This is a genomic window from Embleya scabrispora (genome assembly GCF_002024165.1).
GTDB lineage: Bacteria > Actinomycetota > Actinomycetes > Streptomycetales > Streptomycetaceae > Embleya > Embleya scabrispora_A.
On the sequence record NZ_MWQN01000001.1, the window covers coordinates 5,634,132 to 5,649,319 of the forward strand.

11 protein-coding genes are annotated in these 15,188 nt (G+C 72.5%); 5 read left to right on the forward strand and 6 right to left on the reverse strand.

Going from position 1 to position 15,188, the window contains the following annotated elements; translation table 11 throughout:
• Positions 1–309 precede the first annotated feature (309 nt).
• The gene (locus tag B4N89_RS24860; RefSeq protein ID WP_235618769.1) at positions 310–1,566 is read left to right on the forward strand and encodes an SAM-dependent methyltransferase; all 1,257 of its coding nucleotides are present in this window, start codon (positions 310–312) and stop codon (positions 1,564–1,566) included.
• Between the two features lie 357 nt (positions 1,567–1,923).
• On the opposite strand, the gene mshC is transcribed toward B4N89_RS24860, so the two are convergent.
• The 4 genes from mshC to B4N89_RS24880 all read right to left on the reverse strand — a co-directional run bounded on the left by mshC (position 1,924) and on the right by B4N89_RS24880 (position 5,511).
• Positions 1,924–3,150 (reverse strand): cysteine--1-D-myo-inosityl 2-amino-2-deoxy-alpha-D-glucopyranoside ligase, encoded by a 1,227-nt coding sequence (gene mshC / locus B4N89_RS24865; protein WP_078978033.1) that lies wholly within the window; start codon positions 3,148–3,150, stop codon positions 1,924–1,926.
• Between the two features lie 144 nt (positions 3,151–3,294).
• Positions 3,295–4,119 carry an SCO1664 family protein gene (locus tag B4N89_RS24870; RefSeq protein WP_078978034.1) on the reverse strand — a complete coding sequence of 275 codons (825 nt, stop codon included), beginning with the start codon at positions 4,117–4,119 and terminating at the stop codon, positions 3,295–3,297.
• Positions 4,116–4,685, reverse strand: coding sequence for a DUF3090 domain-containing protein (locus B4N89_RS24875; RefSeq protein ID WP_078978035.1), 570 nt, complete (start codon positions 4,683–4,685; stop codon positions 4,116–4,118). Before B4N89_RS24875 ends, B4N89_RS24870 begins: the two co-directional genes overlap by 4 nt.
• Positions 4,686–4,785: 100 nt before the next feature.
• A complete protein-coding gene (locus tag B4N89_RS24880) occupies positions 4,786–5,511 on the reverse strand; it encodes a histidine phosphatase family protein (RefSeq protein WP_078978036.1) in 726 nt (241 codons plus the stop codon).
• A gap of 145 nt (positions 5,512–5,656) precedes the next feature.
• Between B4N89_RS24880 and corA the strand changes: the two genes are divergently transcribed.
• On the forward strand, positions 5,657–6,631 hold the full coding sequence (corA, locus tag B4N89_RS24885; RefSeq protein ID WP_078978037.1) for a magnesium/cobalt transporter CorA: 975 nt from the start codon (positions 5,657–5,659) through the stop codon (positions 6,629–6,631).
• 256 nt (positions 6,632–6,887) lie between these two features.
• The gene (locus B4N89_RS24890; protein WP_201260899.1) at positions 6,888–7,511 is read left to right on the forward strand and encodes a hypothetical protein; all 624 of its coding nucleotides are present in this window, start codon (positions 6,888–6,890) and stop codon (positions 7,509–7,511) included.
• A 144-nt stretch (positions 7,512–7,655) separates the two neighbouring features.
• On the opposite strand, the gene B4N89_RS24895 is transcribed toward B4N89_RS24890, so the two are convergent.
• Positions 7,656–8,705, reverse strand: coding sequence for an LLM class F420-dependent oxidoreductase (locus tag B4N89_RS24895; RefSeq protein WP_078978039.1), 1,050 nt, complete (start codon positions 8,703–8,705; stop codon positions 7,656–7,658).
• A 209-nt stretch (positions 8,706–8,914) separates the two neighbouring features.
• Here B4N89_RS24895 and B4N89_RS24900 point away from each other — a divergent pair, with 209 nt between their 5' ends.
• Positions 8,915–9,895 (forward strand): aldo/keto reductase, encoded by a 981-nt coding sequence (locus B4N89_RS24900; protein WP_078978040.1) that lies wholly within the window; start codon positions 8,915–8,917, stop codon positions 9,893–9,895.
• A 796-nt stretch (positions 9,896–10,691) separates the two neighbouring features.
• On the forward strand, positions 10,692–13,994 hold the full coding sequence (locus B4N89_RS49090; protein ID WP_143658076.1) for a helix-hairpin-helix domain-containing protein: 3,303 nt from the start codon (positions 10,692–10,694) through the stop codon (positions 13,992–13,994).
• Positions 13,995–14,047: 53 nt separating this feature from the next.
• Here B4N89_RS49090 and B4N89_RS24910 read toward each other — a convergent pair whose 3' ends face one another.
• Complete coding sequence (locus B4N89_RS24910; RefSeq protein WP_078978042.1) at positions 14,048–15,145, reverse strand: ABC transporter ATP-binding protein; 1,098 nt, start codon at positions 15,143–15,145, stop codon at positions 14,048–14,050.
• Positions 15,146–15,188 lie beyond the last annotated feature (43 nt).

Here is a 15,188-nt window from a genome sequence, read left to right on the forward strand (position 1 = left end):
ACCGGCTCCGCATCCCCGACTCCGGGATGCGGAGCCGTCGCACGTGCGGCCGTCCGCGGCCGCCGCGCACAACGCTCCGCCGCGGCCGCCCCCGGGTTCCGCGCGCCCGCGGCTGTCGCGTCCCGTCGCGGGAAGAGTGGGACTCGAATGGGAGTTCTACGAGTCGCCGTTCCTCCCGAGGCGGGCAGCCGTCGATCGGGCCGGCCCGAACCGGAGGGAGGCGCGGCGCGGACGGTCACGTCGCACCAACCGGGTGCGCGGCCGCGCGGCGTACCCGTGGTGCGGGCACGGGACTGGAGGGAGTCTGCGTTGAGTGTGATCGAGGTTGCCCCGACCCGGGTCGATCCGGTGCGCTGGCCCGATGTGGCGGAGGTGCCACGTCGACCGATGCGCGCCGCCGCGGCCCGCGTCCTGTTCGAACGAGCGGTGGCCCGGCTGCCGTTGCGGGTGTGGATCGACGGCGCGATGCACGGCGACGGGGACGCGAAGGCGCCGGTGATGCGGATCGTGCGGCCGGACGCGTTCTTCCGTCGGGTGGGCACGGGTGGGCTGATCGGCTTCGGCGAGGCGTATCAGGCGGGCGACTGGGAGGCGGACGACCTGACCGCGGTGCTCACCGTCTTCGCCTCACGGGTGAGTACGCTGATTCCCCCGGCGCTTCAGCGACTTCGCCGCCTGGCGATACCGCGCCTACCGCGTGCGCAGCGCAATACCGTGGCCGGCGCCAAGCGCAACATCCACCGGCACTACGACCTGTCGAACGAGTTGTTCGCCACCTTCCTGGACGAGACGATGGCGTACTCGTCGGCGGTGTTCGAGCAGGGCCCGGACGGCGGCCCGCGGGCCGACGAGGACGCGTTGCCCGAAGCCCAGCGGCGCAAGATCGACCGGCTGCTCGACCTGGCGGATGTCGGCCCCGGTACCCGGCTGCTGGAAATCGGGACCGGATGGGGCGAGTTGGCACTACGCGCGGCCGAGCGCGGGGCCGACGTACACACCATCACCATCTCGGCCGAACAGCGCGACCTGGCGGTGGCGCGGATCGCGAACGCGGGCCTGGCCGATCGGGTCCGGGTCGAGTTGCGCGACTACCGCCACGTGAGCGGCAGTTACGACGCGATCGTCAGCGTGGAGATGATCGAGGCGGTGGGGGAGGAGTACTGGCCCACCTACTTCGGAATGCTCGACCGACTGCTCGCACCCGGCGGCCGGGTCGCGTTGCAGTCGATCACGATGCCGCACGACCGGATGTTGGCCAGCCGGGACACCTACACCTGGATCCACAAGTACATCTTCCCGGGCGGTCTGATCCCCTCCGACGACGCGGTGCGCAAGGCCACCGCCGCGACCCGGCTGCGGGTCGCGGACAGCAGGTCGTACGGCCTGCACTATGCCGAGACGTTGCGGCTGTGGCGGGAGCGGTTCGACCGGCGGGCCGACGAGGTCGAGGCGTTGGGCTTCGACCACGTGTTCCGGCGCATGTGGGACCTGTACCTGTCCTGGTCCGAGGCGGGCTTTCGGTCCGGCTACCTGGACGTGCGGCAGTACCTGCTGATGGAGGCGTGAGGGCGAAAGTGGTGGGATCCGAGGGGGATCCGCCCGGAGGGAGCCCGGTTCGGGGCCAATGTCGGGGAATCGGGTCGGTGACTCCCTCGAAGTTTCCGCCGAAGATGAGGGCTTCCCCTGAAGTGCCGAGGGATTCCCGCGTGATCTGCTTGGGACGCGGGCGAGGGGTCCGCTCCGTTCGGCCGTCGCGGGGGTGTGGCCGGGCGGAGCGGACACCGACCCCGGCCGGTGCCGGCAGGTGCCGGTGAACCACGAAGTCCCCGAACGGCACTTGCCGTTCGGGGACTTCGTGGTTGTCCGGGACGGTGCGGCCGTTGCGGCCGACCGCTGTGGCGCCCGGCCGCCGTCGGGTCGCGGTTACAGGGCCACGCCGAGGATCGCGTCCAGTGCCCGTGAGGCCACGCCCGGGGCGGACATGTCCTCGCCGCCGTCGGCGAGTTGCCGCGCCGCCCAGGCGTCCATGGCGGCCAGCGCGCCCGGGGCGTCCAGGTCGTCGGCCATGCGTTCGCGGATCGCGGCGAGCAGTTCGGTGGTGTCCGGCCCGTCGGGACGGCCGACCGCCGCGCGCCACGTGGCCAGCCGCGCCTCGGCCCCGGCGAGAACCGTGTCGGTCCACTCCCAGTCGCTGCGGTAGTGATGGGCCAGCAGGGCCAGGCGGATCGCCATCGGGTCCACGCCCTCGCGGCGCAGCTTGGAGACGAACACCAGGTTGCCGCGCGACTTGGACATCTTCTCGCCGTCCAGCCCGACCATGCCCGCGTGCACGTACGCCTTCGCGTACGGCACCTCGCCGGTGACCACGTGCGCGTGCGAGGCGCCCATCTCGTGGTGCGGGAAGACCAGGTCGCTGCCGCCGCCCTGGACGTCGAAGCCCATGCCCAGGTACTTCAGCGCGATCGCCACACACTCGATGTGCCACCCGGGGCGCCCGGCCCCGAAGGACGCGTCCCAGGACGGCTCGCCCGGCCGCGCCGCACGCCAGAGCAGCGGGTCGAGCGGGTCCTTCTTGCCGATCCGCTCGGGGTCGCCGCCGCGCTCGCCGAAGATCTCCAGCATCCGGGCGGCGGTGTATCCGGACACGCCGCCGAAGCGCTCGTCCGACCCGATCGAGAAGTAGATGTCGCCGTCGACCGAGTAGGCCGCCTCCTTGGCGAGCAGGTCCTCGATCAGCGGCACGATCAGCGGGATCGCCTCGACCACGCCGATGTAGTTGGCCGGCGGTAGCACCCGCAGCGACGCCATGTCCTCGCGGAACAGCGCGGTCTCGCGCTCCGCCAACTCGACCCAGTCGACGCCGTCGCGCACGGCCCGCTCCAGGAGGGGGTCGTCCACGTCGGTGACGTTCTGCACGTAGTCCACGCTGTGGCCGGCATCCCGCCAGACCCGCTGGAGCAGATCGAAGGCGACATACGTGGCCGCGTGGCCCATGTGGGTCGCGTCGTACGGCGTGATGCCGCACACGTACAACCGCGCGACCGGTCCCGGGGTGACCGCCACCAGCTCGTGCACGGAACTGTCGTGCACGCGCAGGGACGCACCCTGACCAGGGAGAACGGGGAGCTCGGGTGCAGGCCAGGCATACATACGTATGAGCCTAACGTCAGCGGGGGGTGAAGATCTTCCAGGGTTGGCAGACGAATATCCGCGTCTTTACCGGCGCCCGGGACGGCGTGCGGGCCGGCGCCGGTGGCCGGGAACGCCCGGTCGACCCATGAATGTCATATCGAGTCAGATCGGCGGCCACGGAATCACGTGCCGGCGGCCGTCCGGCTTCGGCAGCCGGCCCTCGGCGAGCAGAACTCTCACCCGTTCGCGGGTGGCCTCGACCTCGTCCGGCGTAATCAGCTCGCCCAGACGCGCACCCAGCGCGCCGTGCAACTCCTCGGCCAGCGAGGTCAGCGCGGCGCGCGCGGAGGCCGGCAGCGGCTCGCCCGCCCAGCCCCACAGGAGGGTGCGGAGTTTGTCCTCGACGTGGAAGCAGATGCCGTGATCGATGCCGTACACGTGGCCGGCCGGGCCGGGCAGGAGGTGGCCGCCCTTGCGGTCGGCGTTGTTGATCACCGCGTCGAACACGGCGATGCGCTGAAGTACGTCACCGGCCGCGTGCACGAGCAGGGCGGGCTGCTCCCTGCCCTGTTCGTCGGGGACGACCACGTGTGCGATCGGCTTCCAGGCCGGTCCGGGGTCGACCGCCGGCAGGATCGCGACCGGCTCGGGCTCGTCGTCCGCCCGCTTGTGGTCGATCCACACCTGGCACATGCCCGCGCCGTACGGGCCCTCCCGGAACACCGTGGTCGGCACGATGTTCCAGCCCAGCGCCTCGGACACCTCGTACGCCGCCACCTCGCGCCCCGCGAGCGTGCCGTCGGGGAAGTCCCACAGCGGACGCTCGCCCGCGACCGGCTTCCACACGCACGGCAGGGACACGCCGTCGAGCGTCGCGACGCAGTACAGCGTGGCGTTGGAGGCGTCCTCCAGGCGCGCCCGCACCGTCAGCTCGCCCCGGCGCAACAGCTCCGGGACGGCGGCGGCGTCGAGGACCGTGTCGGTCAACGCCGGTACCCGTTGGCGCGCGGGCAGATGTGGCCCTCGGCGTCCATCGGCAGCCCGCAGAAGGGACACGCCGGCCGCCCGGCCGCGACCACGAGCAACGCGCGCTTCGCGAACGCCCGGGCCTGCCCGCCGGTGAGCCGCACGCGGAGCAGCGGCGGGCCGTCCTCGTCGTCGTCATCGCCGAGCAGGGTGTCCTCGGGGGAGTCGTCGTCGGGGACCTGGGCCTGTGCCTCGACCACGAGCCGTTCGTCGTCGGCGTCCCACGCGAGGGCCATCGTGCCGACCCGGAACTCCTCCAGGATCGGCGGCAACAGCGGGCCGGAGTCCTCCAGTTCGGCGGGCGTCACGGCCGGTACGGCGGTCTCGCCCCCGGTGCGGCGCACCAGCTCGTCGAGGAGTTCGTCGACACGTTCGGCCAGGACGGACACCTGGGTCTTCTCCAGCGCGACGCTCGTCACGCGGCCGGCGGCGGAGGCCTGGAGGAAGAAGGTTCGCTGGCCGGGCTCACCCACGGTGCCGGCGACGAAACGGTCCGGGGGGTCGTACAGGAAGACCTGGCGGGGCACGAGCTGCTCCGTGATTCTCGAGAGCGGGACGGGGTGGTCGGTCGGGTCGGACGGGTCGGTCGGTGAGGGCGCGCGGGGGGAGTGCGCCCTCCGAAGAACCCTACGGCGCGCCGGCTCCGCCGCCCACCACCGCGTCGCCGGACGCCGGTCCGTGCCGTCCGTCGGGCGGCGGCAGCAGGCCGGCCACCGAGCCGCCGGTGTCGTTGAGGCGGCCGACGGTCGGGCGGTGGGCGCCGTACGTGATCACCGTGAGCGAGCACGGATCCACCTGGATCCGCTGGAACAGGTCCAGGTGCATCCCGAGCGCGTCCGCGACCAGCGCCTTGATCACGTCGCCGTGCGAGCAGACCAGGTACATCGCCTCGGGTCCGTGCTCGGCGGCGATGCGCTCGTTCCAGTCGCGGACCGCGTCCACCGCGCGGGCCTGGGTGGTCCGCAGCGCCTCGCCGCCCGGGCCGGGGAAGGTGACCGCGCTCGGGTGCGTCTGCACGGTCTTCCACAGCGGGTCCTCGGCGAGCTTCTTCAGCTCCTGCCCGGTCCAGTCGCCGTAGCGGCACTCGCCGACCCGCTCGTCGACCTGCGCGCCCGCGTCGAGCGCGAACTTGGTCCCGAGCCGGGCCGTCAGCACCGCCTCCGAGGTCTGTCGGCAGCGCTCCAGCGGGCTGGTCACCACCGCCGCGAGCGGCAGCTCGGCGATCCGCGCCGCCAGCGCGGCGGCCTGTTCCTCGCCCCGATCGTCCAGGAACACCCCCGGCGTCCAACCGGCGAGGACTCCGGAGGAGTTGGCCGTGGTCCGTCCGTGCCGAACAAAGAGCACCGTCGTCATGGGTCAAGCCTATGTCGGGGTGGTGCGGGCGCCGTGCGCGAGGCGTGCGTGAGGGCGGGCACGGTATGGATGAGGCGTGGGCGGGGGCGGTGCCGCGGTGGGTCGGGCCGATTCGGTCGGCCGCGGAAGCCGGCAAACTGGCCGGGTGATCGTCGACTGCGCCATCTACACGAACGGCCGCCGGACCGAAGGGCCCTCCGACTTCTCCGACGCGCTGGACGAGGCCCGGCGGGTCGGTGACTCCTTCCTGTGGATCGGGCTGCACGAGCCGACGCCGAGCGAGTTCGACCTGGTGACGAGCGAGTTCGGGCTGCACCCGCTGGCGGTCGAGGACGCGTTGCACGCGCACCAGCGGCCCAAGCTGGAGACCTACGACGACTCGATCTTCCTGGTCCTGAAGACGCTCCACTACTACGACGAGACGTCGTCCGTGGAGACCGGCGAGCTGATGATGTTCATCGGCGACTCGTTCGTGGTGACCGTCCGACACGGTCCGGGCGCGGAGTTGAAGTCGGTGCGCCGACGGGTGGAGAAGCAGCCCAAGCTGCTCAAGCACGGCCCCGGCGCGGTGATGTACGCGGTCGCCGACGCGGTCGTGGACACCTATCTCGCGATCGCCGGCGAGCTGGAGACCGACCTGGAGGAGTTGGAGGCGCGGGTCTTCTCGCCGAGCCGGGAGAACGACGCGGAGGCGATCTACCTGCTCAAGCGCGAGGTCCTGGAGTGCCGGCGCGCCGCGCTGCCGCTGATCGAGCCGATACGGCGGCTGGCCACCTCCGAGATCGCCTTCGTCCCGGCCGACACCCGGCCGTTCTTTCGGGACGTGGCCGACCACGTGACCAGGGTCACCGAACAGATCGAGTCGTTCGACCGGTTGTTGTCGGACGTCCTGGGCGCGCATCTCGCGCAGGTGGGCGTGCGGCAGAACGAGGACATGCGCAAGATCTCCGCGTGGGCGGCGATCTTCGCGGTGCCGACGATGATCGCGGGCGTGTACGGGATGAACTTCGAGCACATGCCGGAGCTGAAGTCGGTGTGGGGGTATCCGGGGGCGGTGACGCTGATGGTGCTGTCGTGCGTGGGGTTGCATCGCATGTTCCGGCGCAGCGGGTGGTTGTAGGGGGCTGCGTCGCCTCCCTTCGCGGTCGACGCCGCGGCCCGTGTCGGTCGCCGGCGCGTCCGGGGCCCGGGGCCGGCGGCGTGTCCTTTGCCGGGTGTGGTCGTTGAACTCGGTACCGGCCGTGGCGGGGACGCACTGGACTCCCCCGCCGCGGCCTGATTTCGTTCCGTGAGCGATCAAGCGGTGGACGCCGGCACCGCCCACGCCGGACTCTCGTAGGCTTCTGCTCGTACAAACGCGGCGGAAGCAGGTGGGGATGTTCGGCAAGTCGGGCAGGCAGCGCACATCGGGGACGCGCCCGGCCCAGGTTCCGGGGGCCGGAGCCGCCGGGGCCGACTGGTCCGCGCACACCCAGCTGGAGGACGCGGTGCGGTCCTACCTGCTGCACCCGGACGTGGCGATGGAGGCCCTGGGCTCGGTGCTGGGCCGCCGTCCGGTGCGCGGCTTCACGCTCGAACGGGTCGTGGACATCAACGCGAACGGCACGTCGGTCTGGCAGGAGGCGGCGGTGTGCGACGACCGGCGCCTGGTGTTGTGGCACAGCGAGGACATGACCGACCCGTCCGCGCCCGGCGGCACGGTGCTGGATTCCTCCGTGCAGGTGATTCCGCTCGGCTCGGTGTCGCACGTCGGGATACGCACCCTGGTGGGCACCGACAACGACGGGCGGCGGCAACTGCGCGGCGCGTTCGTGTTCCTGGCCACGCCGACCCTCCAGGAGGTGGCGACGGTGCGCGGGGAGGACGGCGCGTCGACGGGGCGCTTCCGGCAGGAGGCGTACCGGTTCAGCAAGTCGCTGGAGGACGGCGGGCCGGGGCAGATTCGCCGGCTGTTGGAGTTCGCCGAGGTGGTCGCGGCGCGGGTGCCGGGGCCGCGCTGAGGGGGCGGCGCGGGTGGGGGCTCGGGGCGCTTCGGGTGTTTCGGGTTCTTCCGGTGCTTCCGGCGTTTCCGGTGCTTCGGGCGTTTCGGGTGCGGCGTGGGCGGTCGTGTGGCGGGCCCGAGGTGTGTCGGGCCCGCCGTCGGGTCAGGAGCCGGTGCCGGAGAGGTCCAGCGCCTCGGCGGCCAGGCGCAGCGCCGCCACCCGTTCGTCGAGGGTGCTGCCGTTCGGCGCGATGGTCAGGGTGGTCACGCCGGTGTCGGCGTAGGCCTGCATGCGCTCCGCGATTCGCTCCCGGCCGCCGAGCAGGCTGGTCTTGTCGATGAAGTCGTACGGGACGGCCGCGCCCGCGCCGGCGTAGTCCTTCGCCAGGAATTTGTCCTGGATCTCCTTGGCCTCGGCCTCGTAGCCCATGCGGACCGCGAGCCGGTTGTAGAAGTTCTGGTCCCGGCTGCCCATGCCGCCGACGTACAACGCGGCGTAGCCGCGCACCTGTTCGGCCGCCTGTCGCGGGTCGTCGCCGACCACGAGCGGGACGGTCGGCACGACGTCGAAGTCGGTCATCGCGAGCCCGGCCTTCTCCCGGCCGGCGCGGATGTGTACGAGCGATTCCTCGGCGTGCTCAGGGGCGTAGAAGACGCCGAGCCAGCCGTCGGCGATCTCGCCGGTCAGCTCCAGGTTCTTCGGGCCCACGGCGGCGATGTAGAGCGGGATGTGCTCGCGCACCGGGTGCACGGTGAGCTTGAGCGGCTTGCCCGGGCCGCCGGGCAGCGGCAGCGTCCAGTTGGCGCCCTCGTGGGCGACCCGCTCGCGGCGCATCGCCTTGCGGATCACCTCGACGTACTCGCGGGTGCGGGCGAGCGGCTTGTCGAACTTGACCCCGTACCAGCCCTCGGACACCTGCGGCCCGGACACGCCCAGGCCGAGCCGGAACCGGCCACCGGAGAGCACGTCGAGCGTCGCGGCGGTCATCGCGGTCATGGTCGGCGTGCGGGCCGGGATCTGGAAGATCGCCGAGCCGACGTCGATCCGGGTGGTCTGCGCCGCGACCCAGGACAGCACGGTGGCCGCGTCCGAGCCGTACGCCTCCGCGGCCCAGCAGACCGCGTAGCCGAGCCGGTCGGCCTCCTGGGCGACCGCCAGATTGTCGGCGTCGTTGCCGGCGCCGAAGTAGCCGAGGTTGATTCCGAGTCGCATCTCCGCGGACCCCCTGTTCGACGTCTGTCCGACGTCCGTCTCACGCCCGGACGGGGTTCGTCCGGCGTTCGTCCGACTGGTTGGCGGTACCTGTTGCCTCGGCCGACCCTACCGCGTGACCTACCCGCCGGTAACCTGTCTCGTCGGCGTACCGCCGAACGGCCCCGCCAACGGCGGCGCGGGGGAGGGAACGGCTAGTCTCCGGTGCCATGGAGCAGCGACATCTCGGCCGCACCGGCCTGCGGGTCTCCCGCATGGGGCTGGGCACCATGACATGGGGACGAGACACCGACGAGCACGACGCGGCCGACCAGATGAAGGCCTATCTGGACGCCGGTGGGAACTTCGTGGACACCGCCGACGTATACGCCGACGGTGAGGCCGAGTACATGATCGGCCGCCTCCTCGACGGGTACATCCCGCGCTCGGAGGTGGTGATCGCGACCAAGGCCGCGAGTGTGCCGTACAGCGAGCGCCGCTTCGACGGCTCGCGGGGCCACCTGCTCCAGGCGCTCGACCACTCGCTGGCCCGCCTCGGCACGGACCATGTCGACCTGTGGCAGTTGCACGCGTACGACCCGTCGACGCCGCTGGAGGAGACCCTGCACGCGCTCGACCTGGCGGTCACCAGCGGGCGGGCCAGGTACGTCGGGGTGTCCAACTTCTCCGGCTGGCAACTGGCGAAGGCGGCCACGTGGCAGTCGGCGGCCCCCGGCCGGGTGGTCGTGGCCAGTACCCAGGTGGAGTACTCGCTGCTGCAGCGCGGCATCGAACGCGAGGTCCTGCCCGCGGCCCTCGACCTGGGCGTCGGCCTGCTCCCGTGGTCGCCGCTGGGGCGTGGAGTGCTGACGGGCAAATACCGCCACGCCATGCCCGCCGACTCCCGGGGCGCCTCCGCCCACATGGGCCCCTTCGTCGCCCCGTACCTGGACGACCACTCCCGCCGCATCGTCGACGCCCTGGCCACCGCCGCCGACGGCCTGGGGGCGGCCCCGATCGAGGTGGCCCTGGCCTGGGTGCGCGACCGCCCGGGCGTGGTCGCGCCGATCGTGGGCGCGCGCAACGCCGGCCAGCTCAGGGCGTCGTTGGCGGCCGAGTCCGTGACGCTTCCCACCGAAATCCGCAACGCGCTGGAGGACGTCTCCCAGCCGATGACGGGCTACCCGGACGACTCGTGGAGCCAGGCTTAGGCGGGGCGGCCTGGTGGGTGTGCGGTCGTGAACGGTGCGGGGCCGGGCCGTGCTCGGAGCGGTTCGACGCGGTTAGATGCGGTTCGAGGCGGTTCGAAGCGAACGGGCGGGAGCCGTAGCGGACTTCGGCCCGACGGGATCCGGCCGCTTTATCGAGGTTGGCGCTTTTGGCGGCGGGGCGCGGGCTGGGGCCTGTCCGAGTCGGTGATGGGCCGCCGGCGGCGTGCGGGGCTCCTGGCGAGACCGGTGTGTTGGTCGGCGAGAACCGGCCGGGAGCGGGGGAGGGGAGGGCGGTCGGGTCGGGTTCTCCGGGGAGCCGCCTTGGGTTGGTCGGGTGTCTTCGGTGTGCGGCGGGCGTGGGGCGGCTCGGGTTCACGCAGCCGGATCGCGTGGGGTGGTCGAGGTCGAGATAGCCGTCCGTGATGCGGCTCGACGGGTTACGCAGATACGCGTGCGGTCGATCCGGGTGTGACGCGGTACCTGCTTGACGATCGGTGGGGGCTTCGGGGCTCTGGGGCTCTGGGCTCCGCCCACGGTCGGATACGGGGCGCGCGACCGGCGGCGCCGAGGTCGGCTGGCCGGGGGCTGCGGGTGAGTGGAATCCGGTCTGGGCCGGTTGGGCTGGTCGTGGGTGGGCCGGGGTGGTCGTCTTGCGGGGGTGTCGGCCGGAGGTGTGGCCGCTTGGTTGTCGGTCGGTGCTGGTTGGTTGGGTGTGCGAAGAGTGTGGTCGGCGGGGAGTGTTCGTTGGTCGTGGCGAGGACGGGGGTTCGGTGTTCCGGGGCGCGCGGGTCCGGGGGTGCTGGATCGGGTGGGTCGAGGGGGCGGCTTCGGTGCGGCGGAAGGGGTTGGGCCGCCGGGTGCGGCAGTTTGGGACCATCGATTCCGGCGAGGGTCGGTGACACCGGCGCGGCCGGTTGTATGTCGGGGTGTTCGAGCGGACGAGTGTGGGTCGGGTGTGGCTGACGTGAGTGTGGGCGATGCGGGTGGCGTGAACGGCGGCGGTGCGGGAGCCGATCCGGAGGATGTGACCGAGCGTCGGGCCGGGACCGGCCCCGGGGCCACGGCGACCCGGGCCGGTTCCGAGCACGTGCCGTCGGGTCCGGAGCCCGAAGTGTCGGACGCTCGGGACAGCCGGCCGAAGGCCGACCCGGTGGCCCTCCTCCGCGACCAACTCGCGAGGTTGGCTCGCGGCGAGGCCCCCGAGGTCGTCGGTGGCGTGGCGCATATCGAGGCCGCCGATCCGACCCACGCCGAACGTGCCCGCCGCCGCACCACGGTGGCTGCGGAAGCCGCCGAGGCCGAAGCCGCCGCGATTGCCGCCGCCGAGGCCGAAGCGGAGGCCGCCGCCGAGGCCGCGGCCGCAGCCGAGAAGGCCCGCGCCGAGGAGGATTCGGCGCCCGCTTCCTCGTCGACGGGCGAAGAGGGCCGTCGAGAGGCTGAGGCGGGTGAAGAGGCACCTTCCCGCCGAGTACGCGACGACGGCGACGAAGCGCCGTCCCGCCGAGAGCCGGGAGCCGGTGGAGAAGCGCCGCCCCATCGCGGCACCCGGCGTGCCCCTCGGCGCATCCGCGACCTGGACCTCCCGTCGGGCTCGGACAGCGAGGGCGCCGCCGGCGAATCCGAGACGCCGGCCACCGGCGACGCCTCGCCGAGCCCGACCGCCGCAAACGCCGCCACGACCGAGCCGGTTGACGACGACGCGGCGGCCCCGACCTCCGACCGCACCGCTCTCGCCCCTCAGCCGTCGGAGCCGGTCGGCGGTCCGCCGAACTCGGCCGACGAGGGCGCTGCCTCCGCAGGGCCGGCGGATTCCCCGGCCGAGTCGAGGATTGACAGCGCGAGCAGCGTTGACGCCGTGCCGGCCGTCGACGCCGGTACCGAGGATGCTTTCCCCGGTGTGGGTGCAGAGAGCGATGCTCTCGGTCGATCGCGGGCCGCGGCCGAGGACGATGCCGCTCCGGAACGGCGAGCGACCGCGCCGGATCCGGCTCTGGATTCGGAGAACGGTGCTCCTGTCGACGCAACCGGCATCGAGCACGGGTCGGAGAGCCGGTCGGAAGGTGATAACCACGGTCTTGTTGCTCAGGTTGGTGACGGCGGCGCGTCGGGCGCGGTAAGTGACAGTGGGGCTCTCGTCGTGCCGGACGGCGACAGCGGCGCGACGGGCTTGGCGAGGGGCGGCGGCAGCGTCGAGGGCCGTGGTGGTCTGGCTCCCGGCAGGGACGGCGGCAGTTCCCCGCGGGTGGGCGAGAGCGGTACGCCTGGGAGGTCGGGCGTTGCCGAGGGTGGTGGGCGTGAGCGTGGGGCCTGGGGGCGGCCCGGCGTCGGGGGTGCCTCCGGCCCGGAGGCGGGGGAGGCGGAGCGGCGGCCGTTCGGTGTCGTGGTTGCCGATGTTGCTCGGCTGCTGAGGGCCGCAGGCGCTCCCGAGGGGATGGCCCCCCAGGTGGTTGCCGCGTTGGGGGGCGAGGCGGCGGAGTTGTTGGCGGGTGATCCGTGGGCGTTGCTCGGGGTGGCGGGGATCGCGCCGCAGCAGGCCGACCAGTTCGCACGTGGGGCGTTGGGCGCCGCGTGGGCTGCCGACGATCCTCGGCGGGTGCGGGCGATTGTGCTCTGGCTGCTTCGACGAGCCGCTCGCCAGGGGGATACCGCGATCGAGGCCGATGCCGTTCGGGCGGCGCTCGGACACTTCGAGGTGGGCGAGCCCGACACGGCGCTGCGCGCCATACTGGCCGAGGGCCGGGTGATGGCGTTCGCCGCCGTGCCCGCCGCCTCCGCCGAGGAGGACGGCGACTTCGCCGAAACGGATGACGGCGACGGCGACTTCGAGGCCGACTTCGAAGCCGACTTCGAGGAGCCCGACGAACTCGCCGCCGTCGGCGGTGTGCTGCTCGCCCTGGACGACTACGCCCTCGCCGAGGAGGCCATCGCCGAAGCGGTCGTGCGGCTGATGTCGACGGTCGAACCCTGGCCGGAGTTCGGCGACGGCAAGCTGGATCGGGCGCTGGCTTCGACCGGCGTCGTGCTCTACGCCGCGGGCCCCGGTGAGGAGCCGCCCGCCGCGATTTCGGCCGTCGTGGCGAAGGTTCGTGCGGCCGGACGTCGGGTGGCCGTGGTCGCCCCGACCACCGACGGCCGGAACCGCCTCGGCGCCGGTGCGGTCGGCCTGCGCGAGTTGGCCGCGATGGAACGTGGCCCGGACGGCACCCTCGAACTCGACCTCCTCGTCGTCACGGACGCGACCCTGCTCGACGTCACGGCCGCGGCGGCGATCTTCGAGGCGGTCCCCGACGGCGCCAGACTCCTGCTGGCCGGCGACCCGGCCGGCCTCGAATCGACCGGCCCGGGACGGGTGTTCACCGACCTGGCCGCCACCGGCGCGATCCGTGCGCTGGTCGCGCCGAACGTCCCGGACGGACCTCTCGAAGCGCTCGCCGACGGCATCCGGGACGGCCGGTTGCCACCGATTCAGGATTCCGAGCGCCGCGTCGTACTGATCCCCGCCCGCACCGGCGAGGAAGCCGCCCATCGCTGCGCCCAGTTGGTGGCCGACTCGATTCCGAGGGCGATCGGGATCGCGGCGCGGGACGTGCTGGTCGTCGTCCCCCTGGCCACGGGGCCCGCCGGTGCGAACGCGCTCAACGCCGCCCTGAAGGCGCGACTCAACCCGGGCTCCGGCGTCGGTAGTTCGTCGCCGCCCGGCGCCATCGACGTCGGCGACCGGGTGATCCGGGCCACGGCCGACCCGAGTTGCGGGGTGGTCCAGGGGACGGTGCGCGAACTGCTGCCCGACGGACGGGCGGTCGTGGCCTTCGGGACGGCCGCGCCGGAGGCGGTGCATCCGACCGAGCTTCGCCACGGCTGGGCCTTGACGGCCCGTCAATCCCTGGGCGTGCGACGCCCGGCGGCGGTGGTCGTACTGCCCGCCGAGGGCGCCGACGCCTACACCAGAGCCCTCATGTACACGCTCGTCACGCGAGGCGAGCGCCACGTCTCGATCGTGCACGCGGCCGGCCCCGCCCTCGCCGCCGCGGTGGCCGCCGACCCGACCCGGCAGCGAACCACCCACCTGCGGCAGGCGTTCGAGGAGGCGGCCGGCTGAGGGCCCTCGGCGCCCGGACTCGGCGAGCCCGGGCGCAGGCGCAGGTACGGAGTTCAGTCGGCGAGGCGTTCGCCGGTGGACTTCGAGAACTTGTGGATCTCGTCGACGCGCGGGGTCACCCGCAGCGTCTCACCCTTGTGCGGAACCCGGTTGCCGGGTACCCGGACGACCAGGGGGGTGGGCGAGCCATCGACCCTGGCGGTGCCGTACACGTAGGCATCGGAGCCCAGTTCCTCGACCACGTCCACCGTGACGGGCAGGCCGCCGGCGTCGGCATCGGAGGTGACCTCGAGGTGCTCCGGGCGTACGCCGACCGTGACCCGCTCGGCCTTCTCGGCGCGGGCCGTTTCCAGCGCCTCGCGGGTGAGCGGGATCGGGATGTCGCCGAAGCGGAAGCCGTCCTCCGTCAGTTCGGTGTCGATCAGGTTCATCGACGGCGAGCCGATGAAGCCGGCCACGAACACGTTGTTCGGGTGCTCGTACATCCGACGCGGGGTGTCGACCTGCTGGAGGATGCCGTCGCGGAGTACGGCGACGCGGTCGCCCATGGTCATCGCCTCGACCTGGTCGTGCGTCACGTAGACCGTGGTGGTGCCCAACCGCCGTTGCAGTCCAGCGATTTGGATGCGGGTCTGGACGCGGAGTTTGGCGTCGAGGTTGGACAGCGGCTCGTCCATGAGGAAGACGCGCGGTTCGCGGACGATCGCGCGGCCCATCGCGACGCGTTGCCGCTGGCCGCCGGAGAGCGCCTTCGGCTTACGGTCGAGGTATTCGGTGAGGTCGAGGATCTTGGCGGCCTCGGTGACACGTCGCGCGATCTCGTCCTTCGGCCGATGTGCGATCTTGAGCGCGAAGGCCATGTTCTCGGCCACCGACATGTGCGGGTAGAGCGCGTAGTTCTGGAACACCATCGCGATGTCGCGGTCCTTGGGTTCGAGGTTGGTGACATCGCGGTCGCCGATGCGGATCGCGCCCGAATCGACGTCCTCCAGGCCCGCGAGCATCCGCAGGGCGGTGCTCTTCCCGGAGCCGGACGGACCGACCAGAACGAGGAATTCGCCGTCGCCGATCTCGAGGGAGAGCTGGTCGACGGCGGGCCTGTCGCCCTTGGTGTACCGGCGGGTGGCCCGGTCGAACGTGACGGTAGCCATGGAGTCGCGCCCCTCACCCGGCAGGAACGTGCCGGACGGTCCT